Origin of the sequence: Paenibacillus sp. V4I9, from assembly GCF_030817295.1 — a bacterium.
Lineage (GTDB): Bacteria > Bacillota > Bacilli > Paenibacillales > NBRC-103111 > Paenibacillus_E.
In genome coordinates, this window is sequence record NZ_JAUSZE010000001.1 from 7,723,808 (window position 1) to 7,748,081 (window position 24,274).

A 24,274-nucleotide genomic window follows, 5' to 3' on the forward strand; every position below is an offset into this window, starting at 1 on the left:
CATGTCCAGACCGAAACCGGTAGCACTCATCATTCTCGATGGCTTCGGACTCCGCTCGGAAGAGCAGGGGAATGCGGTTGCTCATGCCAAAAAGCCTAACTACGACCGTTACTGGTCAAGTTATCCACATACAACCCTTACCGCTTGCGGTGAGGCCGTAGGTTTGCCAGAAGGCCAGATGGGGAATTCTGAAGTAGGACACCTAAACATCGGCGCAGGCCGTATCGTCTATCAGGATCTGACGCGGATTTCCAAATCGATTCGTGATGGTGAATTTTACGATAATGAAACGATTCTAGGCGCTTTTCGCCATGCAAAAGAAAACGGAAAAAAGCTGCACCTCTACGGGCTGCTCTCCGATGGCGGCGTACATAGTCACATTCAGCATTTGTTCGCTTTGCTGGACTTGGCTAAAAAAGAACAATTTGATGATGTGTACATCCATGCTTTCCTAGATGGCCGCGATGTGGCTCCAGATTCTGCAAAGAGTTATATGGCCAGCCTGCAGCACAAAATCATGGAAGTCGGCGTAGGGCATATTGCGACCGTTCAAGGCCGCTATTATGCGATGGATCGCGATAAACGTTGGGAGCGGACGGAAAAATCCTACCGTGCCATGGTTTATGGCGAGGGCCCTACCTATACAGATCCAATGAAGGCTATTATTGAATCTTATGAGAAATCGGTCTTCGACGAGTTCGTTATGCCAACGGTTATCGTTGGTGATGATAGCAAGCCGGTAGGTCTTGTAGAATCAGGGGATGCGGTTATCTTCTTCAACTTCCGCCCTGACCGTGCGATTCAGCTTTCGCAAGTCTTCACAAATGAAGATTTCCGCGGTTTTGACCGTGGTCCTAAAGCAGCTAGGAACCTGTACTACGTATGTCTGACACTGTTCAGTGAATCCGTAGAAGGCTTTGTTGCATACAAGCCTAAGAATCTCGACAATACCCTCGGTGAGGTGCTGGCTCAGAATGGTCTGAAGCAGCTTCGTGCAGCGGAAACAGAGAAATACCCACACGTAACTTTCTTCTTCAGTGGTGGTCGGGATGCGGAATTGCCAGGTGAAACCCGTCTTCTTATTCCTTCGCCGAAAGTAGCTACGTACGATTTGCAACCAGAAATGAGCGCATATGAGTTGGCAGCTGCTGTGGTAAAGGAAGTCGAAGATGAGCGTCATGACGTGATCATTCTCAACTTCGCTAACCCTGACATGGTAGGTCACTCCGGTTTGCTGGAGCCTACCGTTAAAGCAATCGAAGCAACAGATGCTTGTCTAGGTCAAGTTGTAGAAGCGATCCTCGCCAAAGGCGGCGTAGTCTGTATCACAGCCGATCATGGTAATGCTGATGTGGTTACGAATGCAGATGGATCACGTAACACAGCACATACAACGAATCCTGTGCCTTTTATTGTTACGGACAAATCTGTTACACTAAGAGACGGCGGAATTTTGGCAGATATTGCCCCAACGATGCTAGACTTCTTAGAGGTTACACAACCGGAACAAATGACCGGGACAACCATCATAAAGCGGTAATTCAAACATAATATTAAAGGAGTGTTTTCTAACAATGACGATTATTTCTGATGTTTATGCACGCGAAGTATTGGATTCCCGCGGTAACCCAACTGTAGAGGTAGAAGTATATCTAGAGTCCGGCGCTTTCGGCCGCGCTATCGTTCCTTCAGGCGCTTCCACAGGCGCATACGAGGCTGTTGAGCTTCGTGATGGTGACAAAGGTCGTTACCTTGGTAAAGGCGTTCTGAAAGCCGTTGAGAACGTGAACGAAATCATCGCTCCTGAAATCATCGGTCTAGACGCGCTTGATCAAGTTGGCATTGACCACAAAATGATCGAGCTTGACGGTACTCCTAACAAAGCAAAATTAGGCGCTAACGCGATCCTAGCTGTTTCCATGGCAGTTGCTCGCGCAGCAGCTGATGCTTTGGATGTTCCACTTTACGTATACCTTGGCGGATTCAACGCTAAGACGCTTCCAGTTCCTATGATGAACATCATCAACGGTGGGGCACATGCCGATAACAACGTTGACGTTCAAGAGTTCATGGTTCTGCCAGTAGGCGCGCCTACATTCAAAGAAGCTCTTCGCATTGGCGCTGAGATTTTCCATAGCTTGAAATCCGTTTTGAAAGAAAAAGGCCTTAACACAGCTGTTGGCGACGAAGGCGGATTCGCTCCTAACTTCACTTCCAACGAAGAAGCTATCACAACTATCCTTACAGCAATTGAAAAAGCTGGCTATACACCAGGTGTTGACGTATTCTTAGGTATGGACGTTGCTTCCACAGAATTCTTCAAAGATGGTAAATACCACCTTGAAGGCGAAGGCAAATCCTTCACATCCGCTGAGTGGGTTGACTTCCTTGCTGCATGGGTTGATAAATACCCAATCATCACAGTTGAAGACGGTTGTTCCGAAGACGATTGGGAAGGTTGGAAATTGCTTACTGAGAAATTGGGTAACAAAGTTCAACTCGTTGGTGACGATCTGTTCGTTACGAACACTGAGCGTCTTTCCAGAGGGATCGAAGAAAACATCGGTAACTCCATCTTGGTTAAAGTTAACCAAATCGGTACGCTTACTGAGACTTTTGATGCGATTGAAATGGCAAAACGCGCTGGTTATACAGCGGTTATCTCCCACCGTTCCGGTGAGAGCGAAGACAGCACAATCGCTGACATCGCTGTTGCTACCAACGCTGGTCAAATTAAAACAGGTGCTCCGTCCCGTACGGACCGTGTAGCGAAATATAACCAACTTCTTCGTATCGAAGACGAGTTGTTCACTGTTGCTCAATACGCTGGTAAAAAAGCATTCTATAACTTGAGAAACTTCAAGTAATATATTTCGTAGTAATTAATTAAATACCAAGGGGGTCCGCTGTATGAGCAACTGGGTGAAAACTATTTTATTTCTGATAGGTTCCGCGCTGCTCACGCACTGGATCCCTTCTTCTTTTTTTCGTAATATAGACACGATGGTTCATGAATTTGGGCATGCTGTGGTGACCTTGGCCCTATCGGGAAAAGTGATGTATATTGAGCTCTATCAGGATCATAGCGGGGTTACTTATTCATCAATTACGAAGCAATGGGCGATCATCCCGGTAGCCTTAGCAGGTTATATCACGGCATCACTCTTTGCTTGGTTCCTGTTCTCGGCTTATTCGAAGGGTAAGCAGCGTTTAGGTTTGCAGGTTATGATCGTGCTGTCTGGTCTCTCGTTAATATTGTTCGTCCGGAATGGTTTCGGAATCATGTTCTTAGTCGGTTTCATTGCGCTGACGATCATTGTTCTGGCGCTTACACCAAAGTGGTTGCGTGATTTTTACTACTTACTGCTTGCTTTCTTATGCTTAGAAGAGTCTGTGTTTGGCCCGTTCTCCTTGATCATCTACGCATGGGGAAATGCGCGACAAGCGGGCGATGCCACGAATTTGGCACTGCATACCGGTATTCCGGCTATCGTATGGGCCGTCCTATTTACGTTATTTGCATTGTGGTGTGCGAAACAGGCCGTGCAAGCATTTCTAGGACGTAATAAGCGTGCAAGGAGCTCTAGCCGACAATCACCAACACCGTCCTACCGAGACTAGAGGGGAACCACTAGGGTGCCTCTTTGTTGTATTCTAGGACGAACTGTGTTAAAATACTCATGCTAGTTGTATAAGGCAAAGAACAGGCAATTGGGGTGCTAATAACATGGTAATCTTTATGAAAATTTTGTTAATCATAGCTTCGGTTGGATTAATTGCGATTGTACTTTTACAAAAAGGTAAAAGCGCAGGTTTGTCCGGTGCCATTTCCGGTGGTGCAGAACACTTATTTGGTAAGCAAAAAGCACGCGGTTTGGAACTATTTTTGTCCCGTTTTACTATGGGGCTTGCTGCTGCATTTTTCATTCTTTCCATTGTCGTAGCATACGTAGTGAAGGCCTAACACACATAAAACGATAACAGCAGGGGAAATCTACTCCTGCTGTTTTTTCATTTTAAATGGGTGTTAGGAATGGAGCTGGTTACCATCGAGAGCAGAATTTACAAGTCGACAGAACCATTCTTTTGGTCAGGAAGTGGAGATAATCAAGAGACAGGCATACTGATGATCCATGGATTCACGGGGGCGCCCTCGGAGTTTAGACGGATTGGGTATGTGCTCAGAGATGAAGGCTACACCATCCAAGCTGTAAAGCTTCCAGGACACGGTACCTCACCCGAAGAAATGATACGAACCGGATGGACGGATTGGTATGGGCATGTGCTGGAGAGTTATGACGAACTTGCAGCTAAATGCAAAAGCGTTGTTGTTATGGGACATTCAATGGGCGGACTGCTCGCCTTGAAGCTGGCTGTGGAACGTCGTGCAGCTGGGGTTATTTCGCTGGCTACACCTATTTTTCTGACGTCAAGGAAGTCGGCACTGGCCGTACTGCTGCAATATTTTATCAAATATGTAGCTAAGAAACCCAAACAAATCTCTACGTTTTTAGATGAGTCATGTGCATATACCAAAACGCCGATTCGTTGCGTCGTAAGTCTACGTAAGCTGTTGAAACAAGTTAAAAGCTTGCTGCCTCAAGTCGAAGCACCGATATGGATCGGTCAAGGGAGCAAGGATGGCGTGGTCCATCAGGAAAGCGCAGCGTTTTTACATAAGCGCATTAGTTCCCAAGTGAAAGAACTTCGTTATTACCCAGAGTCATCCCACGGAATGCTGCTGGATCAAGAGAGAGAGCTTATCTATGCCGATATTACTGCGTTTATCCTTTCCCTTAAAGTGGCATACTATGGAGTAAAGGAAACCAGTACGGCGAATTAGAAAGCTAGGCTCAACAACAACAAGAAGGTGAAGAGAGAATGATGACAGATAAAGAAATCATAAGTTTGATGCAAGAAGAGGCTTATAAGCCTATGTCCTATAAGGAGCTTGAAAAGCATTTCGGGATTGAAAGTGCGAATGAGTTTAAGGATTTTATTAAATTGTTAAATCAATTAGAGGAAAGTGGTCACATTGTCAGAGGCGGAAATGACCGCTACGGCGTTCCTGAACGAATGAATTTGGTGAGAGGTAAGCTGCAGGCTCATGCCAAAGGCTTCGGTTTCTTAATTCCAGATGATCGGGACCACCCGGACGTATATATTAATGCACATGATCTAAATACCGCGATGAATGGCGACATTGTCTTCGTAAAGGTAACCGCGAGGAGTCAAGGCGGAGGCCGGCTGGAAGGCGAAGTCGTGCGAGTTATTACGCGTGCGAATACACAAATTGTTGGCGTTTTTCAGAGTCAAGAGACGTTTGGGTTCGTTATTGCTGATGATAAGCGTGTGTCTCGGGATATTTTCATCCCTCAGCATGCTTTCATGGGCGCTGTTACGGGGCAAAAAGTCGTTGTCAAGATTGTAAACTATCCAGAGGGCCGTTCTGCGGCTGAAGGGGAAGTTATCGAGATCCTTGGTCACAAAGATGATCCAGGCGTTGATATCCTTGCCATTGTTCGTAAATTCCAACTGCCTGAGGCGTTCAAAGAGGAAGTTATTGAAGAGGCTGAGAAAGCTCCGGATTCGATCAGTGAAGAAGAGATTATTGGTCAAGGACGGCGGGATCTTCGTTCTAAGCGCATTGTAACCATTGATGGTGAAGATGCGAAAGACTTGGATGACGCGGTAAATGTGGAGCTTTTGGAAAACGGGAATCTTCGTTTGGGCGTTCATATTGCCGATGTGAGCTATTATGTGCGGGAAAGCACTGCGCTTGATATTGAAGCATATAATCGCGGCTGCTCCGTGTATTTGACTGATCGTGTTATCCCGATGCTGCCTCATAGATTGTCTAACGGAATATGCTCGCTGAATCCTCGTGTAGACCGTTTAACCATGTCTTGTGAGATGGAGTTCGATGAGGATTTAAAACTGGTGAACCACGAAATTTTCACGAGTGTTATTAAAACTAGTGAGCGCATGACGTATACGAATGTGCGGAAGCTTCTGACAGGTGAAGCCGAGCCGGAGATTGTCGAGAAATATGACTACTTGATGGAAGATTTCAAACGAATGGAAGAGCTGGCTGCAAGGCTGCGTTCCAGACGGATGAAGCGTGGGGCGATAGATTTTGACTTCGAGGAGTCTAAAATTATCGTCGATTCCGAAGGCAAACCTACGGATATTGTGAAAAGAGAACGTTCCGTCGCCGAAATGATGATCGAAGAGTTCATGCTAGCTGCGAATGAAACGGTTGCTGAGCATTTTTCATGGATGAAAGTGCCTTTCTTATACCGTGTTCATGAAGACCCTGATGCTGAGAAGCTGATGAATTTCATGGAGTTTGTGACGAACTTCGGGTACTCGGTTAAAGGTAAAGGGAATTCGGTACATCCACGGGCGTTACAGGCGCTTTTGGAAGAGATTAAAGGAACTCCCGAAGAGACGGTGCTTAGTAAAATTATGCTTCGCTCCATGAAACAGGCTCGCTATGATGCGCAGAGCTTAGGGCATTTCGGCTTGGCAGCGGAATTCTATTCTCACTTTACATCTCCGATTCGTCGTTACCCCGATTTAATTATTCATCGGGTGATTCGCGAAGTGCTGGAAAGCGGCGGTACCTTATCCGATAAGCGTCATGAATATTTGTCGTCGCGGATGAGTGATATTGCGCAGCAATCATCGGAACGTGAGCGAGTTGCCGTTGATGCTGAACGTGAGACGGAAGCGCTGAAGAAAGCTCAATACATGCTTGATAAAGTCGGCGAGGAATTCGAAGGTATTATCTCCAGCGTTACCGGTTTCGGTATGTTCGTGGAGCTCGACAATACGGTTGAAGGTTTGATTCGTCTTAGCGATTTGACCGACGATTATTACAATTTCCATGAGAGACAGTTTGCTCTCATTGGTGAACGTACGTCCAAGATCTATCGAATCGGCGATGAGATCAAGATTCGTGTTGCTCGTGTCAATATGGATGAGCATACGATTGATTTTGAACTGCTCGATATGAAGCCTCGCAAAGAGGGCGGGTTTAATCGCGGTGGAGGAAGTTCAAACCGTGGTGGAAAACCTTCATTTAAAGGTGCGGCTGGATTTAAAGGCTTCCGCGGGGGATCCGATAAAGGCAAACCTGAAAAAGGAAAAGGCGGATTTGCCGCTAAGGGCAAGGGCGGCTATGCGAAGGCTCAAGGCTCTGGTGCTGCTGGTGGAGAGCGCAAGGAAAGAGCAGGGGCCGGAGGTACGGCTGAAGGCAAGGAAAGAGCTGAAAGGGTTGGAGCCGGTGGTACGGCAGAAGGCAAGGAAAGAGCTGAAAGAGTAGGTCAAGGGCGTGGTGCGGGACGTGCTGCAGGTGGCGCAGCTCGTAGAATAGAAGCGGCGGCACGCACGGAAGGCGGAGCAGAGCAAGGGCGCGGTGAAGGCTCTGGACGCGCAGAAGGTGGAGCAGGACAAGGCAAATCCCGGCGCGGTAAGGCAGGGAGCACGCCGTGGAGCGAGAAGCGCGGCAAAGGTGGTGCTGGCCGCGGCAAAGCGGGCGGTCCTAAGCTGAGCGAAGGCGGCAGCTTGAGCGCAAGGCTTGAATCTGTCGGCGCAGGGCGGACAGAGAGTGGTGCAGCTCGCGGCGAAAGCAAGCGCGGCCGCGGTGGGATCGCGCTTGGGGGCGAAGCCCAAGCGGGTGGAGGTTCGCCTACTGCTGAGCGCAGCACAGGCGGTAGTGATTGGGCGAGCGGCGTGAACGCGCTCGCCAAGGGTGGTCGTCGTCGGAGTGACGACGGCGATGGTAGCAAGAAGCGGCGGAGATAACGCCGCTTCTTGCTTTTCCGCCTTTATCTTGCTACAATAGGATGCACATTGTAGCAGTATTTACCTGCATTAAACGTGCGGGAGGAGGATCTCACGTGGCAACGAAAAAGGCAGATGGCAAATTACTCGCCCAGAACAAAAAGGCTTCACACGACTACTTTATTGAAGAAACGTATGAATGCGGTCTTGTCCTGACCGGCACGGAGATCAAATCCTTACGGGCAGGTAAAGCAAACATAGGCGATAGCTTTTCGACTATTCGTAATGGCGAAGCATTTGTACACAACATGCATATTAGTCCTTTTGATCAAGGCAACCGAAGCAATCCTGAAGATCCAACCCGGACGCGGAAGCTGCTCTTAAAAAAGGCGCAGATTGCCAAGATGCTAGGACAGGCGAAGCAAGAAGGTTATACCCTCGTTCCACTGAAGGTGTATATCCGAAATGGTTACGCCAAGCTATTGGTCGGCATAGGCAAAGGGAAAAAGCAGTTCGACAAGCGTGAATCTGCAGCGAAAAAGGATGCACAGCGAGACATTCAACGTGCTCTGCGTGAGAAGCAGAAGATTGCCAGATAGGTGGCCAGCCCATACTGGAAGGCAACACCTCAACTTCCATGAACCTAGTCGTTCATATTTCCCCAGCATGTGTTATACTAATTTAGCAGCAAAGATTTGAAAGCAATTTGGCTCAAATGATTATCCTGCTTTTCTTTTACCTTCACCGTCTATGACGGCAACGAAGGCAATCCGGGGGTGTTCTTGGATTCGACGGGGATAGTTTGGGCACGGGTTGCGGGTAGTGGGGCCGCGTCCACTATAAAACGCTAAAGCCTATTAAATGGCAAAACACAAAACAACTACGCTTTAGCAGCTTAATAACCTGTTAGCGTGCTCCTCCTCAGCATCGCCCATGTGACTGGGATAGGGGCTCAACTATAGTGGGATACGACGTTTGGTCTCCGCCTGGGGTCGGACGTAGGAAGACAATCAGGCTGACCCAACGCATAGCCGGTTACGGGGCGATGCTCGGGTGACATCAAAACTGTGACTACACCCGTAGATGCCTGTGTGGCGATATTTTCGGACAGGGGTTCGACTCCCCTCACCTCCATATGGTAAATCCACAATAGAAAAGCAGTTATTACAGAGCATTCTCTGTAATAACTGCTTTTTCTGTCCTTATCCGGGTAAAACCACAACTTTTAATCAGGACAGGGGTTCGACAAGGGCTCAAGGTGAAATTTTAATTATGTTCCCCAAATAGCGACGGTACGGTCGGTTGCGTTCAAAAGACGCTTCCTACTGTACCCGTCGCTTTTTTCGGATACTCGATGGGTTAGAGCCATTTGTCGAAGCACCCAGCGCGGAAGATTTATTAGTGCGGCCCTCCGTATCCTCTCCTAATAGCTTGTAATCCTTGTCATGTTTAGTTCAGGAGATCCGCTGCTCATGAATCAGGAAAGGCCTTTGAGTTGGAGGCGGAACGGTTTGGTGAGCTCCCGCAACAATGAACGACTATTTGCGAAAGAGCCTACTTTCAAGGTATTCCAATTTGTTTATTGAAGGAAACGGGCAGATTAGCGCAAGAAAAACACCGAAAAGCCCTCTTTTGAACTCTACAAAGAGGGCTTTTCCTAATAATAAGCTGGATAGTTATTGGTCTTTAGCACCATCCACAAGATCCGTTTCATGATTGATTTTGATATTAAACCATCCATTCCAACTGATAGCTCATGTGTTAAGATCAACAAGCGTGTCTTTGTAGGTATGCTAACTTTTCTTCTAGGACATCAAAATTAATTTTAGTTGAGATGGAAGCTTTACAATAACCAACGTTTATTACCTTGTCTTCCTTTGTTGTGAATCCACTTGAGAAGATAGTGCCAGGTTCAGAATGTTTTTCGTGCGTTTTGTTACACTTAAGACAATAATACATATGATTCCCTCCCTATTGCAATCGCTTTCCCTCTGATCATAGATTATGTGGAATAATATAGATACAGAATTTTCTGGAAATTGTTTGCCATCTGAAAGATAAGTTGTGGTAGAGGATTGAAATAACAGTGGAAGAGTTGCTTTGAAGCAGCCCTTTTTGATTTTTGTCCCTTTTTAACTCTGAATTCTTGCTATTCCTAAAGCCAAGTGATGCCAGAGTATACTTTCCACATGGTCTGCTTGTTCTTCTCCACATTCCACAATTAAGATAACTTCCGAATTTTTACCGCGTATAAGCCGTTTGTGCCTTTTAATGACTTTGTATATAAACAAATCTATAAGAAAACCCAATAAAAATCCTCCAACAGCTCCAATAAGTCCCCAATAAATCGGACCCCATTGTAATTTAAAACCAACGCTTGCTCCAACGACGGAAAATGCCGTTCCCAGTGCTGCCCCTGTACTCATGAGGGAAACTCCATCTGAATTATGAATGGAGTCAAATATTCTTCGTTCGACTTTTCGATTGGTTAAAGGGACAGCGAAAATGCTTTCTTTTTTTATACCTGTTTTTTCCAATTCATTTATAGCTAACTCTAAATAATTAGAGTGTTCGAAGGTGGAAAAAAGTTGTAACATCAACTCACCACTTTCCCTTTATTAACCCTAAATTTAGCATTCTGATAATTTCTTTTAAGAAAATCTTGTTGTTCTTTTTCAAACAATTTGTTGTTTTCCACTGTATTGATATAGGAATCGAAAATTGCAAACCCCCACATGGAAGGCATATATAAAAGCCACTGTTTATCCAAAATATCCGTTGCTTTTTGAATTTCTCCTAAGAAAAGGAGATGAACGGCTTCGAGCAAATGGGAGAAATACAAGAAGGCAATCGTCCATACCAGTGAAAAAAATGCTATTATAATTCGATGAATATGTAATTGCCCAAGTCCTGGCATAAATATCGACCAAAAGACGGACATGAATGGACTTCGTTTGTCCAAGTAGTTGATCTCAAGCGCTCCAATGCTAAAGGAATTAAAAGGGGCGTTTTCTTTTTCAGCTAGCAAATACACTTTGTTCATGTCGACACACGTTCGATAACTGTCCCAAATGGCAAATAAATAAACGGGAATGTACATTAACATCCATCTGGTATCTAAAGTTTGTTTAGCCAATTCAATATCTCCGCCAAATGAATGAACCAATGCCAGATTGATTTTAGATTGATAATTAACAAACACTTCCCATATGAAAAGGACCAATCCGCGCAAATACTTACTTAACAAAAGGTGTCCAAATCCAGGAAAAGCAGCAGACCACCATGCGATGATATATGGGTTTCGCAAGTGAAACTGGGTCGTTCCAAAGATACTGACATGGGCTTTGTAACGCCGATATTTGTTATCTAAGTTTTTAAAATTATCCATAAAATATGTCCCTCTGTATAATGTTTTGAGTGATACAAAGATAGTATTACCAATTCATGTTAATTTAAGTAAAACAAATGAGCTCTCAGTTCAGACTAATCGTGAGGGACGAAGAACGATAGTTGAACGGTTAAGATAATTCGCAAGGTGAGGGGCTTTAGAGAGGGGAACTGGGGACTGCCTGGCTTATGCCACCTCCCCAAATACCCTTGACATCACGCGGCGACGAATTGTGGATTTACCAAGCCACGGTTCACCTCCATTAAAATACAAGAGACACCCGAAAGGGTGTCTCTTGTATTTTAATGATTAGGGAGAAGGGGCCCCTAAGGGTTCGCCCGCGGACCGGAGCGTGAGCGTAGGGAGCACGGCATTGAAATGTACCGCTAGGGTTATCATCGGTGAGTTGGCTTCGTCAGCAGGTTAGATAGGATATTTCAATGCTCCCCTCACCTCCATCATTAAAATGTCCTTGATTTCAAAATTGCTAATATCCTTCGAAGGTTGGATGATAAGATATCCGAGGAAAAAATGTCTTTGTTCAGTGGGATGTGGCACATTCTCAGGCTCGTCCCATTTCACAGGACATGAAGAATCAAGATATACAGGCCAATCCACTGAAATTGGGCATTCCACTAGACTATGCTGGACGAGGTGATCGGACCAAACGCTACCCCTACGAGGATAAGGTGGAAGGGTTAACATCCGGGAAAACCTATTATTTTCTCATAAGGGCTCGCAATGCGGCTGATCAATTTGACAACAACGAAAAATCAATGAAGATTATAGCCCCTTAGTAGAAGGAACGGTGAGTTATAGTGGATCTATGAATGATCTTAACTGACTTGCGATAAACCAACGAGATGTAAACGACGTCTAGAATAAATATAAGTATATACATCATAGTTAACAAGATTGAATGCGGGTTTAGGGAATAGCACCAAATAGATGCACACAGGGTGCCGACCATTTTAGAGTAAGCGATGTAGATGGATTGGCCGTGTAAATCTTGTTTCAGTAGCATTTTTATAAAAAGTATGGACATCATTAGATTGATTCCAAATGCGGAATACTTGCCCTCAGGATCATGAAATTCGATAGCCATTCCGTAGTGAAGCAGCAGAGCAATGACTAGTAAGGAGAGAACTATAGGTTTTGTAGGCCATTTTGGAGATAGTTTTTTTGAATAATAGAGAAATTGAAACAGGATGATGCAATCTAATAAAAACCATAGTAGAGTTACGATTTGCTGGAGTGGGTGGAAAGGCATGACGAAGGAAAACAGAAATTCCCAAGTAATATTGGCACATAGGGCTACTATTGGCATTCCACAGGTTCGATCCCGGAATCCTTTATAAATGACCCATATATAAGCGATTGTCCAAAAAAAGACGATCCCAAACTGCAGAATAAGTTCTATTTGTAATGGTAAAAGGTGTTCCATACGTAGTAAATCGCATCCTTCCAGGGAATTCTCTTTCATAAATATGATTTGTTTAGCTTGTCTATGCACAGATATGTAAATCTAAAAAGCAGCTCGACCACCAAGTGGTTGGGGCTGTTTTTGCTATATCCGTATTTTTGAATCGCTCTTTAAAATTTCATTCCTTGTAGATCTTAGCAGCAGCATGATATTATTCAATAATTGCTATAAGAGTAGGAGTGCATCAATTTGGTAAAATCAGAGAAAACCATTTATTTCATTCTAGCTTTGGTGGTCATCTCATGGGGTTTAAATATTGTAATGGTTAAGTACCTTACACAGTTTATCTCGCCCATGTTTGTAGCCGCAATTAGGATGCCGCTCGCAGGAATTGTGTTACTTCCGTTTGTATTTAAAAAGTATGGATTCTATAAACCCAATGCCAAGCAGTGGGGGCTTCTTTTTCTTATAGGGCTAACATCGATCTTCTTTCATCAGTTATTTTTAGCTTACGGGGTTGTAACAACTACAGCTACAAATGCATCGCTGATCTTAGGACTAAATCCGTTATCTACCGCGCTGCTTGCATCCATTTTCATTGGGGAAAAATTCAATATGAGATTGGGCATCGGCATTCTGTTTGGATTCTCAGGGGTCGTTTTGGTCGTAACTTCCAAATCGGCAGATAGTTCTGTAGGTTTATCTGGATGGGGAGATTTCATCATGCTTCTATCCATGTTGGCTTATGTTGTTGGTGCATTGTTCATTAAGAAGTTGTCGACAACTTCCATGCCAACTTTAGTTGTCACTACCTATTCCACGCTAATTGGGGGAGTCATGTTAAATCTGGGTACAGTGACTTTCTTTGGGCCTTCATCGTATGCTCAGATTCATTTGCCAGGAACAGCATGGGCAGTTATGTTAATGTCAGCTTGGATAGCATCTTCACTGGGTACACTAGGGTGGAATCATGGTATTAAATTTCTAGGTGCCAATAAAACAGCCATGTTCCTAAACGGGCTTCCTTTTGCCAGTATGGTTGGGGGAATTATTTTTTTGGATGAAAAAATTGGTTGGATTCACGTTGTGGCGTTCATTCTTACCACGGTTGGTATTGTGATTGGGACTTTAAAGAAGAGAGATAGCAGGCTTTCCTCTGTAGGTGGAGAATCTGTTAAAATCTAGACCTGAGCGAAAGCGGAGGGAGTACACCTTCATACAAAACAAATTAGACACTACCCATTCATATGAATTGGGTAATGTTTTTTGATCAAAGCATAGCGAAATCATGACAGGGGAGACCGAGGAGATTAGAGCCGGAGTCGTGGTCATGGCTGCCGGAACAATTGAAAGTCCCCGGCTATGGCTAAACTCGGGGTTACCCAGCAATCCATGGGTAGGACGGGGGTTGGTTAATCATTATTTTGACTGGGTCACGGGGATGTTCGATGAAAGAGATCTGGTCGCCATTCTGGGAAGCCCGGAAATAAATCCATTTGTAGGCCATACATCAGGGGGCAGGCTGGACTATCCCGGACTTGGCTCCATTTTGGTTACGGGGATGAGTCCCGGATTAACCGATTCCATGAGCTATGGATTAAGTCAGTCTGGATACAGCTCCTTGCAATCGCCTCCCACCAGTATGCCAGAGTATGCGCGCGGCCGAGTCGTAGGGCCCGAGCTGCAGGACTGGATGGAAAACTATCGAAGAACGTAAGCATCGTTATATTTGCAGACGATGAGGTTAATTATAGAAACGGGGTTACGGTTGATCCGGCAAATAAGGATGAACATGGACCTGTCCCGAAGGTGAGCTACGTTGCTGGACAACGGGGGAGTAGGAACCGCAACGAACTGGTTAAAATCGCAGTGGACATTTTGCGGAAAGCAGGAGCTAAGAAGCTGCTCCGGTCGGATTGGCCGGCTTCCCTGATGATACATATGGAGAGTACTATGAGGATGGGGTTTGTCGTTGATGACAACTGTGAATCCTATCAGATCAAGCGGTTATATATAGCTGATAATAGTGTGCATTTTAACGCATTGGGTGGGGCGAATCCAACGCTTACAACGCAAGCTCTCGCCACTCGCACCGCTGACAAAATGGTCGAGAAATATTTCAAATAAAAGCATGAAATAAAAACCAGGCAGATGGGAACTCTAACTAGCAAAAAGGAGCTGCGAACATGAATATCATGGAAGTACTCAATGATGCGATTAAGCCTTTTCTGGATGGTGAAAAGCCGCCTTTAAACGTCGGAGAAGTCATGAATCTATGGTTTTATTTGACTGCAACGGAACAAACCATGCGCGGTGAACAGGTATCTTATAACATTGTAGAAGATCTTGAACTACTGGAGAAGTTGAAAGAAGTCATTAACGATGTTCATGGTCCCATATTTGCAGAGTTAACTGAGTTTTTAAAAGCAGAAGGCGTCCCGCTGCAAGAGGCATCGCCGAATAAACCGATTGGCGATTTCCGGAATATTCCGGAGGGATCCAAACTGTCTGATGAGGAAATAGCGAGTCTTCTCAGCTTCAATATTGTACTGGGAATAAATTATGCTTGCCGGGGCATGACAGAGTCAGTACGGCCGGATGTTGCGGCGATGTTCGCCAAATTTCAGATGAAGAAGTTTACATACGCGATAACGTTAAAAGATTTATTAATGAGAAAAGGGTGGCTAAAAGTACCCCCGTATTTCACACCATAAGCCATTGCAAGCTAGTTTAGGAAGCGTTAAGCAGTACTTTGCTAGTATAAGCACAAAAAGCACCTGAGAAGGTGCTTTTTGATTTATTGGGTGTTAAAGCGAGGAAAGTTTATACACGTTTCTATTTGATAGTGATAGCAGAAATACTTCCATTTGTTTTAAAGTCTTTCGTGTATGTTAACGTAGCTGTCGCAGTGAAGGTACCATTTGGTCCCGTTACGGTTATCGTTGGACTGGAAGAATACCCTGCTCCTGGATTTGTAATGGTTACACCAGTCACAACGCCATTCGTAACTGTTGCGGTTGCAGTAGCTTGCGTCTTTTGCCAAGTATCACTTTTTCTTCCGTTATAACGGTAATAGTTGGACACCTCATCTAAACGTTCATTCGTAATCCCATAGGGGGCCAGAACTTTAAGGAGAGCCGCTTTGTTTTGCTGAGCTTGTTCGGAGCTTGGTCCACTGTCCAGTCCCGCAGGAGTTACGCCGCGAAATGCTTCTCTAAAAACCTCAGTGGGTACCCCAAGGGCCGCGGCAATAAGTACGACAGGCCTGCCATGGTCTTGCGGATCTGTGTTAAAACCACCCGATATTACGACTGAATTAGCTGCTTGACCAGGATTGCTGCCATTCGTTGTGCCCTCAGATGGAGTTTGGCTTGTAGGAGGAGCTGTAACGGGAGCGGGTTTACAGTTCAGTCCTCCTTTGTTGCCCGCTTCTCTTGCGGGTGCATCCTTAACCGGTTTATTATTTGCTGCTGTTCCATTTGTCGCAGAAGGTGCTGCTAACACCGTGTTATTACTGCTCAATGCTATACCTCCACTTACTACAATTACGGCCACTAGCGTACTAGTGGTGATCATTTTCATTTTTATGTTCATCGTCATTCTTCCCTTCTTTTTATTAAATTGTGTGTTTCTTGAAACCTATATTACTTGGACTTGGTGAAAGTATGGTGAAAGCACGAAAGCTTTCGGTTATACTTTTATGAAGATGGTAAGTCGGGAAATGGGGCAGGAAAATGAAGGTTCTATTGGCGGAAGATGATATTCGTCTGGGTGAACTGACCGCGCATATGTTGAGAAAGAAGTCTGGATGCACCGTTGATTGGGTGAAGACGGGCAGTGATGCGTTCGACTATGCGACGGCTTCCAGTTACGATGTTGTCGTGCTCGATTGGATGATGCCGGAGGGGGATGGCCTCGAAACGTGTGCCAAACTTCGTAAAAAGGGCTATCTCGGTGCGATTCTAATGCTGACTGCAAAGGATGCTTTGCAGGATCGTGTTGAAGGTCTCGATGCGGGAGCCGACGATTATTTGGTTAAGCCGTTCGAGATGGACGAACTGCTGGCACGTTTGCGAGCACTGATGCGCAGAAACTTCGTTCCCCTTCAGGAGGATGTTATCCGGATCCGTGATCTGGAGCTGCAGCGGATGAGTCAAATCGTCATTCGAGACAACCAAGAAATCCAATTATCCCCGCGTGAATTTCAAATTCTAGACCTGCTGCTGCAGAACAAAGGACGTACACTGACCCGCGAGGTCATCCTGGACAAAGTATGGGGTCTTGATGCCGAAGTGAATCTAAAGACGATCGACGCTACCGTGAAGTTAATCCGAAAGAAGCTCGAGCCCTCCTACTCACGGGAGCTCATTCAGAGCGTGAGAGGCGTAGGTTATAAAATTGAAGCATAACTGGGGCTCTTTAAAAAATCGGCTATCCGAAGGTGATTTGTTCGACCGAACGCGCAATAAGTTGACGCTGCAATACAGCGGTGTACTTATTGCTTTTCTGAGTTTGTTCGTCATCATTGTTTATGTCCTACTCTATCTATTCATCTGGAACGATCAACGAACGGGATTGAATGAGCTTGCTGACAGTGAAATTCGCACCTTGCAAAAGTGGGCCGACCAAGACAGCGATCCGAATAGACGTCCCCCGCGCTCAATAGAGGATGCTTTCTCGATCAGCACGGACCAATCGTTCTACTATTTGATTGCTGAAAATGGGAACATACAGTTAGGTGATGAGATTCAGCCGGAATTGCGTAATCAGGTGATAGAGGCCATTGCGAAGGGACATTTCAGGGGGAAAGGAATCGAGAAAGTTACCTTGCAAACATTCGATAAGCCGTCTGCAGACGACTTAGGACGCCCGAAACTGGGGGAGAATGCCAAGTTTCTTGTTTCGGACCGTCAGCTGCTATGGAATGGGGCGCGGATCGGCACCTTATATGTAGGGAAGGAAGTTACGTTCCAGAACGATTTGTTCCGCCTGCTGCTTATTCTGTTGATCGGGATGGCGCTGCTTTTCTTTGCTCTAGCCTTATGGTTCAGCCATCTGATGGCACGCAAAGCGATTATACCGATTGCCAAAGCGTATGCGAAACAACGTGAGTTCGTAGCAGACGCTTCCCATGAGCTGCGTACACCTCTGAGTGTCATGCTAACATCGATCGAGGCGCTTCAGCTTGAAGAAAGCATCGAGAGCGACCCCTTTTCGAAGAACGTGCTAAATGGCATGAAAGAGGAGGTTAACTCCATAACGAAGCTTGCCGGCGAGTTGCTGCACCTTGCCCGCTCTGATTCTGGCGAATTCGAGCTGGATCGATCCGCATTTAATCTAAGTGAATCAGCCGCAAGAGCGATTAGTAAGCTACAGCCATTTGCTCAAGCCAAGGACATCGACATTGAGCTGCATGTCCCTCATGAGCTGACGGTGAATTGGGACGCCGAGAAATTCACGCAGCTGCTCATCCTGCTAATCGATAATGCGATTAAGTATACGCCGGGCAAGGGAACCGTACATGTAGTGCTTGCAGACGGCAAGGAAAAAGGGGCTCGCAGCTTCACCATCGAAGTGAAGGATAATGGGATCGGCATTGCGGCCGAAGTACTTCCGCGCATCTTCGACCGTTTCTACCGCCAGGATAAGTCACGAACGCGTCAAATCGGCGGCCATGGTCTTGGGCTTGCGATCGCCAAGAATATTGTGGATGCAAGTCGGGGCAATATTCATGTGGAAAGCACGCTTGGAGAGGGCAGTACGTTCAAGATTCGTATTCCTTTGTAGGTAACCGGAATTTTCCGAGGGAACGTCGCTTCGCTAACTAAAGGTCAGGTGACTTTCCTTTACAATCGACAGAAAACAAAAAAATGAGAAGGCAAGAATAACCTTGCCATCTCATTTTTTTTGCCATTAAGTGGATTTATTACTTTTGAAAGCGCTATTATTCAATGGGCACCGAATGACTCCTGATTATCTCAGCTACATCATCGAAAGCATATCTGTGGTTAACCATATCTACTGTCAAATCTTCCGCAGCTTTGTTGTTCATCGAGAAACGATAACCGTTGTAACGGAGAAAGATGACTAGTGCTGTAAAGGCTGTACGTTTGTTCGCATTTTGAAAGGGGTGATTTTGTCCCAAGGATTCGAACAAAGCTGCTGCTTTTTGATAGATGCTGGGATAAGCATCATCTCCAAAGGCTGATGATTGCGGGCGCAATAAAGCAGACTCCAGCATATGGCTATCTTTTACACCTATATGTTCGCCAAAACTATATTTTTGAATGACAGCAACATTAATTGCTATGGCTTCTTGTGTGGTCAAATAGCGAATTGTGTTCATTATCTATCTTTTAAACCTTTCAATGTTTCGTCATACTCCTCCATGACTTGAGAGAGTGTGTCAAGAAAGTCGGGACTAATCCCAGTGGGAAGAGCAACTTTGTTTACTTTCTTGATGACGATTTCTCCATCGTTTTCTCGCACATCAATTTTTACGGTATCACCAACTTCAAGACCAATTTGCTTAAGAGCATCCGTCATCGTTATGCCGAGACTATTGCCGAATTTCGAAACCTTACGCTCCATGTCCATCACCTTGCTCATATATAATCAACTCCTTACTATCTTATTCAGTTGTTATAACAATTATACAATTATACAAGTTATATTGGAATAGCCCCATGTGCAAAATATCAACGAATCTGTCCTACGGAATTTGAGCCTTAATCGCAGTGAGTGCATCACTTATCTTCGTTTCAAGCTTGAAGATGCTTTCTTTTTCTGCATTCATTTGGCGTGAAAGAGAAATCATGGAGGTGAGTGAGCTTTGAACAGCATTCGTATCTTCTTTTTTTGCTCCTTGTTTAAATGCGGTCCGTATCGGGGAGAGGCTGTTTTGGATCGTTTTGATAGCACCTTGCTTAGCTTTGATCTGTACGTTTATGGGGTCAATGTCATTCAGGCTGCTGCGGATTTTTTTCGTCGCTTTGGATGCTTTGTCTTTAGCAGCTTGGGAAGCTTTTACTTTGGCGCTTATATCCATACGAGCTAGTTGTACGGGGATTTTCATAGCAGCAGCTTGGAATCTTAGCAGGGCGCTCAAGCTCTTGCTTTTCAGTGCTCGGGCGGCTTCGATTTGTTTGTTTAACGCGGCGTACTGAGATAATAAGGGCTGATGCCGAGCTCTTGTTCGCGAGATCTCCTCCTCCAATTTCGCCAATTTGGCGGAATCGATATCTTTGGCCTGTTTGCTAAGCTCTGCCGATGTATCCTTATTTCTGCTATGTAGCGTATTGATCTTGGCTTCCCAGTCCTGTTCTTGCTTCTGAAGGTTGAGGAATTCGGTGTATAGCGAACTGATTTTACTGGCTTGGGTTTGAGTCGCGGCGGCAATCGTTTTGTCGAGAGAGGATTGAATCGTGGTTGTGATTTCGAATGAAGCGGCTGAAGCTAACTCGGCTGGAATAGCAGAGGCGAGGGCTAAAGCGGTGAGCAAAGCTGTAAAATTTTTCAATAGACAACCTCCTTCAAATTTGAAAGTGTGATGTGAATACAACAAAAAAAGCACCTGCAAGAAAGGCCATCGGCCTTATCTTACGGGTGCTTCCGTCGTAAGTATTCACTCGAATATGATAGGAGTACTATACCAAGACGCCACGGAAGATGTCAATAGAACACCAAATTTGCGCCAAGTGATACATGTGAATTACACTAGCTAGGACTGGTAAAATAACCACGACCAAAGGATGGAACAATCATGATGAATCAACTTTCGATCAATGATTTAAAACGATTCAAAAACGAACTGACACGATTTATGATGACGTATAAGTTTGCACTGGATGAAATAGAGACTAGAATTGAAATTCTCGTGCAGGAATTCGAAATGCTGCATGAATATAATCCGATTGAACATACCAAATCTCGCTTGAAGTCACCGGAAAGCATCTTTCACAAGCTCAATAGAAAGGGAGGCGACCTCTCGTTCTCAGGGATTAAGGAGAGCATTAAGGACATTGCAGGTATGCGGATTACGTGTTCGTTTGTCTCTGATATTTATGTCATAAGCCAGATGCTGAAGAGTCAAGGCGACCTTAAAGTACTGGATGAGAAGGATTATATTAAGAACCCGAAGCCTAATGGGTACCAAAGTCTTCATTTGATCATCGAAGTGCCTGTACATATGTCGGATCGACTAGAAAGTGTGTGCATCGAAGTTCAGATTAGAACGATTGCGATGGACTTTTGGGCCAGTTTGGAGCATAAAATCTATTATAAGTTCAATCAAGGCAATCAAGCTGTACCAGCGCGGCTTCTGGATGAATTAAAGCAAGCGGCTGCAGCCGCGTCAGCCTTGGATCTGCAAATGGAACGCTTGCATGCCGAAATTGAAGTTATTAAAGAAGAGCAATCGGAAACAATGGACGATAAGTTGAATCGAATTATTATTAACAATCAGCAATTTGCTCTGCCACAAGCGCTGCTGGAGCTTTTAAATGATGAGGATGTGAAGTAGTATCCGCTAATTGGATGATGCCTCTTTTAATTTCTGTGGTATAATCAATATAACGGAATTAGAAGGGTGCGTGTAAATGAATACTTTTGAAGACTGGAATCAAAAAGTGAAGTCAACGTTCAACGCTACAAGTAATGAAGAAGTACTAACCGTTATGGAAGCAGGAGAATCATTAGGTCTTTCTAAAGATCAGATGAAACTGTATGTGGACAAAAACAAGTTAACCAAAGTGCCAATTATGAGAAGTGTTCATCGCTACCTGTTATTAAAAAGTGAGATCGATGAAATCGTAGAGAAATTATGAGTAACGGACATCAAAACTATGCGAATCATCGTAGAATGCATCCGCTGTTTCACTTTGTTTACAGTGTGCTGGCGCTGGGTTTAGTGATTTTATCACTTATCCAGCTCGTTAGGTCAGTGCAATCCGGGGTAGACATACTGCCCGCGGTTATTTTTCTGCTCATTTCTATCATTTTAGTCATTGTATTCCTGCTTGTACGGTCCTATCCGTTAAAAGCGCAGGATCGCGCGATACGGGCAGAAGAGAATCTAAGGCACTATGTGTTGACCCAGAAGCTGTTGGATGCCAAGCTCACGGTAGGGCAAATTGCGGCTCTACGCTTTGCTTCCAATGAGGAGTTTCCTACACTTTGTAAGAAGGCTGCCGCGGAGCAGTTGGCACCTGACGCGATCAAAAAGTCGATCAGGAGCTGGAGAAGCGATAACTACCGAGTATAGTGCCGCTCCTTTATAGTGAAAGGAGCTGCCTCGAAAGTAGAATGATTTCGCTCGAGAGATAGTTCGATTGTCAAGAATGTTAGAAAAGCAGAAAAATGGTGGTGCAAGGTTTATTCTTGCTCTGCCATTTTTTTTTGCGATCGATTACTGACTCCCTGATTGAATATTCCGGGTCAAATTATACGGAACTTCCTCACAGCTGGCTAATCAATTTTTTGGCTTCCAAATAAAGCACCTGAATAAACTTTTTTGTATTTTGTCGGATTATACTCTGAGATTCATCTTCCTTGTTCTCCAGTTCCCTCATTCTTTTGCGGATATCGCTTAGGTCAAAAAATTTATTTGAGTATTCCTCAAACTTCGGATTCGAATAATCAATCAATCCCAGGGAGGCAAGGTTTGTTAGCGCTTGGTTCACAGTCCGGCGTACCCGCTGCTCGGCTGCCTTGACTTCTTTTCTCAAATCGCTTCCGGAGGCTGAGGGGGCTATTTTTTTTTCGGCGACTTTTTGAAAAATTTCATGAAGCGGCGGAAAGTTAAGCGCGAGCGGATGTTTCATATCGGTACGATACAGATAATCAAGCATCTCCAATAAGTCCTTGCAGCCGGACTCACCGATTAATCCAAGGTCGGATAAGACATAATTCCCGCTTGTTACTATTGTTTTTGCACTGGAAGACGAATCTTTCTCCGTAAGGGCACCGTTAATGCCGAGGGCACTTAGTGATTTCTGAATGTTTCTTATGGATTGGTGCAGCCGAAGCAGCTCGGAAACCTTACGAATAACGGCGATTAATTCCAATCGGTTGATCGGTTTCGTGATGTAATATTCAATTCCACAGGAATAAGCCAACCCAATCATTTCCTTCGACTCTACTTGAGAAATCATGATGATTTTGCCTTCGAAGTTACCGGAAATCTCACGCACGGTTTCTATGCCGTCACGATCAGGCATCAATAAATCGATAAGAACGATATCTACTTGCATGAGGGCAAGTAGATCGCTGTCAATGTGCGCCCCATCTGGGGCTTCACCTACTACGCTTCCCAAATCCTCATCCTCAATAATTAGCTCCAGCATGGAACGTACGGCCGGATCGTCATCGATAATAAAAAAACGCATCATGCTATTCCTCCTTTCCTATCTGGCTCACTGGCAAAGTGATGATGAAATTAGCACCAACCCCGTCACTTCCGGCTTGAACTCGTATGGTTCCATGAAGCAGCTCGACTTCTTGTTTCACGTAAGCGAGTCCTATACCTGTAGAAGGGTTGCCGGATTCATCGTATTTCATAGTAAACCCTGGCATGAAGATTCGATCCTGATGTTTAGGCGCAATACCCGGACCGTTATCAATTACACTGATAACGATATCATCTCCGCTTCGTATCACGCTAATCCTGATATAGCCCGATTCCCGAATTGCTTCAACGGCATTAGTCACTAGGTTATTGAGTAAGGATAGGGTGGCATACACGTGACATAATGGGAATTCGCCATCGTTCTTCAGCGAGAATGCAATCTTCTTGCTGAGGGATCTGGCATATTTCTCATTAGAACGTAAGACGATTCCAACCAATTCATCCATCGGCATGTAATCGCTATCATGTGAAATTAATCCGGACAACCCCGCATAAATCCGCTGATTATCTTTTTTGATTTCATGAACCTGACCGGCGATTCGGAGCGCTTTTTGCGACAGGTCATCAAGCCCTGGTTGATGTACATCCTTTAAAGACCGATACAGTTCATAGCTAACCCGCGTTATATATTCCGCATTGTGCAGCGTTTTCTTCAACTGAATAGATTCTTCATATAGCTCGGAAATAAGCATGAGCATCTTCTCGTTTTCTTTGCGCTGCTGCTCTTCGGCTGCCCTCGAATGTCGCAACTTCACGATATTGAATATGCCTAGTACGAAAAAACTGCGAAAAAAAGCAATTAAGGCAATCTGATTCCAGGTGGTAAGTGAAGTCATCTCGGTGATGGATGTATATCGAAATAGTAGTTCCGCCGACGTCGCGGCGATTTCAATCGAAACGCCGAGAAAGCCAACTATAAGCGGCCGATTATGATGCCGATTCATACGAACCGCCGTGAAGACGATTCCATAGGTCAGGTAATAGAAGAATACTGGATAATGATGATGAAAGGAAGCGGACCAGTTCCAATCCGAGTCTAGGAACGCCTGAAGCCCTGTGCGAAAGAGCGCAACCGATATCCCGACAAGAAGACCTGAGACAAGAGGGGGAGGAGTCCGCAGCCACAACAGGAAAAGGAAGAAGGTGGGGGTGCCTAAGCTGACCCGAAACTCATCTCGAAACGGATAGAAATTCAACTCGCCTGCGATGGGTACCGAAATGATCATGAGTATTAGCAGGAACCATTTTTCCTTCAAAGTGTTTTGTTTCC

General features: G+C 45.1%; 25 protein-coding genes and 1 other RNA gene. 17 read left to right on the forward strand and 9 right to left on the reverse strand.

The window, feature by feature from the left end; translation table 11 throughout:
* Position 1 precedes the first annotated feature (1 nt).
* From gpmI to ssrA, 8 genes are all read left to right on the forward strand, one after another.
* Positions 2 to 1,540, forward strand: coding sequence for a 2,3-bisphosphoglycerate-independent phosphoglycerate mutase (gene gpmI, locus QFZ81_RS35610; protein WP_307436150.1), 1,539 nt, complete (start codon positions 2 to 4; stop codon positions 1,538 to 1,540).
* A 34-nt stretch (positions 1,541 to 1,574) separates the two neighbouring features.
* Entirely contained in the window at positions 1,575 to 2,867 is a 1,293-nt protein-coding gene (gene eno, locus QFZ81_RS35615; protein ID WP_307436147.1) for a phosphopyruvate hydratase, read from the forward strand.
* Positions 2,868 to 2,910: 43 nt separating this feature from the next.
* The gene (locus QFZ81_RS35620) at positions 2,911 to 3,621 is read left to right on the forward strand and encodes a M50 family metallopeptidase (protein ID WP_307436144.1); all 711 of its coding nucleotides are present in this window, start codon (positions 2,911 to 2,913) and stop codon (positions 3,619 to 3,621) included.
* Positions 3,622 to 3,727: 106 nt separating this feature from the next.
* Positions 3,728 to 3,964: a preprotein translocase subunit SecG gene (gene secG / locus QFZ81_RS35625; protein WP_029196004.1), complete on the forward strand. Its 237-nt coding sequence runs from the start codon at positions 3,728 to 3,730 to the stop codon at positions 3,962 to 3,964.
* Positions 3,965 to 4,033: 69 nt separating this feature from the next.
* Entirely contained in the window at positions 4,034 to 4,843 is an 810-nt protein-coding gene (locus QFZ81_RS35630) for an alpha/beta hydrolase (protein ID WP_307606502.1), read from the forward strand.
* Between the two features lie 38 nt (positions 4,844 to 4,881).
* On the forward strand, positions 4,882 to 7,809 hold the full coding sequence (rnr, locus tag QFZ81_RS35635) for a ribonuclease R (protein WP_307606504.1): 2,928 nt from the start codon (positions 4,882 to 4,884) through the stop codon (positions 7,807 to 7,809).
* A 95-nt stretch (positions 7,810 to 7,904) separates the two neighbouring features.
* On the forward strand, positions 7,905 to 8,387 hold the full coding sequence (gene smpB, locus QFZ81_RS35640) for an SsrA-binding protein SmpB (RefSeq protein ID WP_047679001.1): 483 nt from the start codon (positions 7,905 to 7,907) through the stop codon (positions 8,385 to 8,387).
* A 173-nt stretch (positions 8,388 to 8,560) separates the two neighbouring features.
* Positions 8,561 to 8,925, forward strand: a transfer-messenger RNA (tmRNA) gene (gene ssrA, locus QFZ81_RS35645).
* A gap of 995 nt (positions 8,926 to 9,920) precedes the next feature.
* Here ssrA and QFZ81_RS35650 read toward each other — a convergent pair.
* The 3 genes from QFZ81_RS35650 to QFZ81_RS37620 all read right to left on the reverse strand — a co-directional run bounded on the left by QFZ81_RS35650 (position 9,921) and on the right by QFZ81_RS37620 (position 12,659).
* The gene (locus QFZ81_RS35650) at positions 9,921 to 10,385 is read right to left on the reverse strand and encodes a hypothetical protein (RefSeq protein ID WP_307606508.1); all 465 of its coding nucleotides are present in this window, start codon (positions 10,383 to 10,385) and stop codon (positions 9,921 to 9,923) included.
* Positions 10,385 to 11,176: a hypothetical protein gene (locus QFZ81_RS35655; protein ID WP_307606510.1), complete on the reverse strand. Its 792-nt coding sequence runs from the start codon at positions 11,174 to 11,176 to the stop codon at positions 10,385 to 10,387. Before QFZ81_RS35655 ends, QFZ81_RS35650 begins: the two co-directional genes overlap by 1 nt.
* A gap of 793 nt (positions 11,177 to 11,969) precedes the next feature.
* Positions 11,970 to 12,659, reverse strand: coding sequence for a transmembrane-type terpene cyclase (locus QFZ81_RS37620; RefSeq protein ID WP_483874682.1), 690 nt, complete (start codon positions 12,657 to 12,659; stop codon positions 11,970 to 11,972).
* 189 nt (positions 12,660 to 12,848) lie between these two features.
* Between QFZ81_RS37620 and QFZ81_RS35660 the strand changes: the two genes are divergently transcribed.
* The 4 genes from QFZ81_RS35660 to QFZ81_RS35675 all read left to right on the forward strand — a co-directional run bounded on the left by QFZ81_RS35660 (position 12,849) and on the right by QFZ81_RS35675 (position 15,313).
* Positions 12,849 to 13,784, forward strand: a complete 936-nt coding sequence (locus tag QFZ81_RS35660; protein WP_307606513.1) for a DMT family transporter — start codon at positions 12,849 to 12,851, stop codon at positions 13,782 to 13,784.
* Between the two features lie 145 nt (positions 13,785 to 13,929).
* On the forward strand, positions 13,930 to 14,316 hold the full coding sequence (locus tag QFZ81_RS35665) for a hypothetical protein (protein WP_307606515.1): 387 nt from the start codon (positions 13,930 to 13,932) through the stop codon (positions 14,314 to 14,316).
* A 92-nt stretch (positions 14,317 to 14,408) separates the two neighbouring features.
* Positions 14,409 to 14,726 carry a GMC oxidoreductase gene (locus tag QFZ81_RS35670; protein WP_307606517.1) on the forward strand — a complete coding sequence of 106 codons (318 nt, stop codon included), beginning with the start codon at positions 14,409 to 14,411 and terminating at the stop codon, positions 14,724 to 14,726.
* 59 nt (positions 14,727 to 14,785) lie between these two features.
* Entirely contained in the window at positions 14,786 to 15,313 is a 528-nt protein-coding gene (locus QFZ81_RS35675) for a DUF3231 family protein (RefSeq protein ID WP_307606519.1), read from the forward strand.
* Between the two features lie 121 nt (positions 15,314 to 15,434).
* Here QFZ81_RS35675 and QFZ81_RS35680 read toward each other — a convergent pair whose 3' ends face one another.
* Complete coding sequence (locus QFZ81_RS35680; RefSeq protein ID WP_307606521.1) at positions 15,435 to 16,193, reverse strand: hypothetical protein; 759 nt, start codon at positions 16,191 to 16,193, stop codon at positions 15,435 to 15,437.
* Between the two features lie 140 nt (positions 16,194 to 16,333).
* Here QFZ81_RS35680 and QFZ81_RS35685 point away from each other — a divergent pair, with 140 nt between their 5' ends.
* Positions 16,334 to 17,008: a response regulator transcription factor gene (locus tag QFZ81_RS35685; protein WP_307436095.1), complete on the forward strand. Its 675-nt coding sequence runs from the start codon at positions 16,334 to 16,336 to the stop codon at positions 17,006 to 17,008.
* The gene (locus QFZ81_RS35690; RefSeq protein WP_307606523.1) at positions 16,998 to 18,386 is read left to right on the forward strand and encodes a sensor histidine kinase; all 1,389 of its coding nucleotides are present in this window, start codon (positions 16,998 to 17,000) and stop codon (positions 18,384 to 18,386) included. The genes QFZ81_RS35685 and QFZ81_RS35690 overlap by 11 nt, the downstream gene beginning before the upstream one ends.
* 157 nt (positions 18,387 to 18,543) lie before the next feature.
* Here the strand turns inward: QFZ81_RS35690 and QFZ81_RS35695 are convergent, their stop codons facing one another.
* The 3 genes from QFZ81_RS35695 to QFZ81_RS35705 form a co-directional block, all read right to left on the reverse strand.
* Positions 18,544 to 18,945, reverse strand: a complete 402-nt coding sequence (locus QFZ81_RS35695; RefSeq protein WP_307436087.1) for a type II toxin-antitoxin system death-on-curing family toxin — start codon at positions 18,943 to 18,945, stop codon at positions 18,544 to 18,546.
* The gene (locus tag QFZ81_RS35700) at positions 18,945 to 19,208 is read right to left on the reverse strand and encodes an AbrB/MazE/SpoVT family DNA-binding domain-containing protein (RefSeq protein ID WP_307436084.1); all 264 of its coding nucleotides are present in this window, start codon (positions 19,206 to 19,208) and stop codon (positions 18,945 to 18,947) included. Before QFZ81_RS35700 ends, QFZ81_RS35695 begins: the two co-directional genes overlap by 1 nt.
* A gap of 103 nt (positions 19,209 to 19,311) precedes the next feature.
* Positions 19,312 to 20,118 (reverse strand): hypothetical protein, encoded by an 807-nt coding sequence (locus QFZ81_RS35705; protein ID WP_307606526.1) that lies wholly within the window; start codon positions 20,116 to 20,118, stop codon positions 19,312 to 19,314.
* Positions 20,119 to 20,364: 246 nt separating this feature from the next.
* On the opposite strand from QFZ81_RS35705, the gene QFZ81_RS35710 reads away from it, so the two are divergent.
* The 3 genes from QFZ81_RS35710 (at position 20,365) to QFZ81_RS35720 (ending at position 21,861) form a co-directional block, all read left to right on the forward strand.
* Complete coding sequence (locus QFZ81_RS35710; protein WP_307449220.1) at positions 20,365 to 21,120, forward strand: GTP pyrophosphokinase; 756 nt, start codon at positions 20,365 to 20,367, stop codon at positions 21,118 to 21,120.
* Positions 21,121 to 21,196: 76 nt separating this feature from the next.
* Positions 21,197 to 21,424: a hypothetical protein gene (locus QFZ81_RS35715; RefSeq protein WP_060646304.1), complete on the forward strand. Its 228-nt coding sequence runs from the start codon at positions 21,197 to 21,199 to the stop codon at positions 21,422 to 21,424.
* Complete coding sequence (locus tag QFZ81_RS35720) at positions 21,421 to 21,861, forward strand: DUF6526 family protein (protein WP_307606528.1); 441 nt, start codon at positions 21,421 to 21,423, stop codon at positions 21,859 to 21,861. The genes QFZ81_RS35715 and QFZ81_RS35720 overlap by 4 nt, the downstream gene beginning before the upstream one ends.
* A 193-nt stretch (positions 21,862 to 22,054) precedes the next feature.
* Here the strand turns inward: QFZ81_RS35720 and QFZ81_RS35725 are convergent, their stop codons facing one another.
* Both QFZ81_RS35725 and QFZ81_RS35730 read right to left on the reverse strand, forming a co-directional pair.
* Complete coding sequence (locus tag QFZ81_RS35725) at positions 22,055 to 22,984, reverse strand: DNA-binding domain-containing protein (protein WP_307449217.1); 930 nt, start codon at positions 22,982 to 22,984, stop codon at positions 22,055 to 22,057.
* Between the two features lie 4 nt (positions 22,985 to 22,988).
* Entirely contained in the window at positions 22,989 to 24,260 is a 1,272-nt protein-coding gene (locus tag QFZ81_RS35730) for a sensor histidine kinase (RefSeq protein WP_307606530.1), read from the reverse strand.
* Positions 24,261 to 24,274: the final 14 nt, after the last annotated feature.

Excerpts from the sequence above, each read along its gene's own strand:
- QFZ81_RS35710 (WP_307449220.1), top strand. The coding sequence starts at position 20,365 with ATGAATCAACTTTCGATCAATGATTTAAAACGATTCAAAAACGAACTG.
- eno (WP_307436147.1), top strand. The coding sequence starts at position 1,575 with ATGACGATTATTTCTGATGTTTATGCACGCGAAGTATTGGATTCCCGC.
- QFZ81_RS35700 (WP_307436084.1), bottom strand. The coding sequence starts at position 19,208 with ATGAGCAAGGTGATGGACATGGAGCGTAAGGTTTCGAAATTCGGCAAT.
- QFZ81_RS35620 (WP_307436144.1), top strand. The coding sequence starts at position 2,911 with ATGAGCAACTGGGTGAAAACTATTTTATTTCTGATAGGTTCCGCGCTG.
- gpmI (WP_307436150.1), top strand. The coding sequence starts at position 2 with ATGTCCAGACCGAAACCGGTAGCACTCATCATTCTCGATGGCTTCGGA.
- QFZ81_RS35715 (WP_060646304.1), top strand. The coding sequence starts at position 21,197 with ATGAATACTTTTGAAGACTGGAATCAAAAAGTGAAGTCAACGTTCAAC.
- secG (WP_029196004.1), top strand. The coding sequence starts at position 3,728 with ATGGTAATCTTTATGAAAATTTTGTTAATCATAGCTTCGGTTGGATTA.
- QFZ81_RS35685 (WP_307436095.1), top strand. The coding sequence starts at position 16,334 with ATGAAGGTTCTATTGGCGGAAGATGATATTCGTCTGGGTGAACTGACC.
- QFZ81_RS35695 (WP_307436087.1), bottom strand. The coding sequence starts at position 18,945 with ATGAACACAATTCGCTATTTGACCACACAAGAAGCCATAGCAATTAAT.
- QFZ81_RS35680 (WP_307606521.1), bottom strand. The coding sequence starts at position 16,193 with ATGAACATAAAAATGAAAATGATCACCACTAGTACGCTAGTGGCCGTA.
- QFZ81_RS37620 (WP_483874682.1), bottom strand. The coding sequence starts at position 12,659 with ATGAAAGAGAATTCCCTGGAAGGATGCGATTTACTACGTATGGAACAC.
- QFZ81_RS35630 (WP_307606502.1), top strand. The coding sequence starts at position 4,034 with ATGGAGCTGGTTACCATCGAGAGCAGAATTTACAAGTCGACAGAACCA.
- QFZ81_RS35720 (WP_307606528.1), top strand. The coding sequence starts at position 21,421 with ATGAGTAACGGACATCAAAACTATGCGAATCATCGTAGAATGCATCCG.
- QFZ81_RS35655 (WP_307606510.1), bottom strand. The coding sequence starts at position 11,176 with ATGGATAATTTTAAAAACTTAGATAACAAATATCGGCGTTACAAAGCC.
- QFZ81_RS35665 (WP_307606515.1), top strand. The coding sequence starts at position 13,930 with ATGGCTGCCGGAACAATTGAAAGTCCCCGGCTATGGCTAAACTCGGGG.
- QFZ81_RS35650 (WP_307606508.1), bottom strand. The coding sequence starts at position 10,385 with ATGTTACAACTTTTTTCCACCTTCGAACACTCTAATTATTTAGAGTTA.
- rnr (WP_307606504.1), top strand. The coding sequence starts at position 4,882 with ATGATGACAGATAAAGAAATCATAAGTTTGATGCAAGAAGAGGCTTAT.
- QFZ81_RS35725 (WP_307449217.1), bottom strand. The coding sequence starts at position 22,984 with ATGCGTTTTTTTATTATCGATGACGATCCGGCCGTACGTTCCATGCTG.
- QFZ81_RS35675 (WP_307606519.1), top strand. The coding sequence starts at position 14,786 with ATGAATATCATGGAAGTACTCAATGATGCGATTAAGCCTTTTCTGGAT.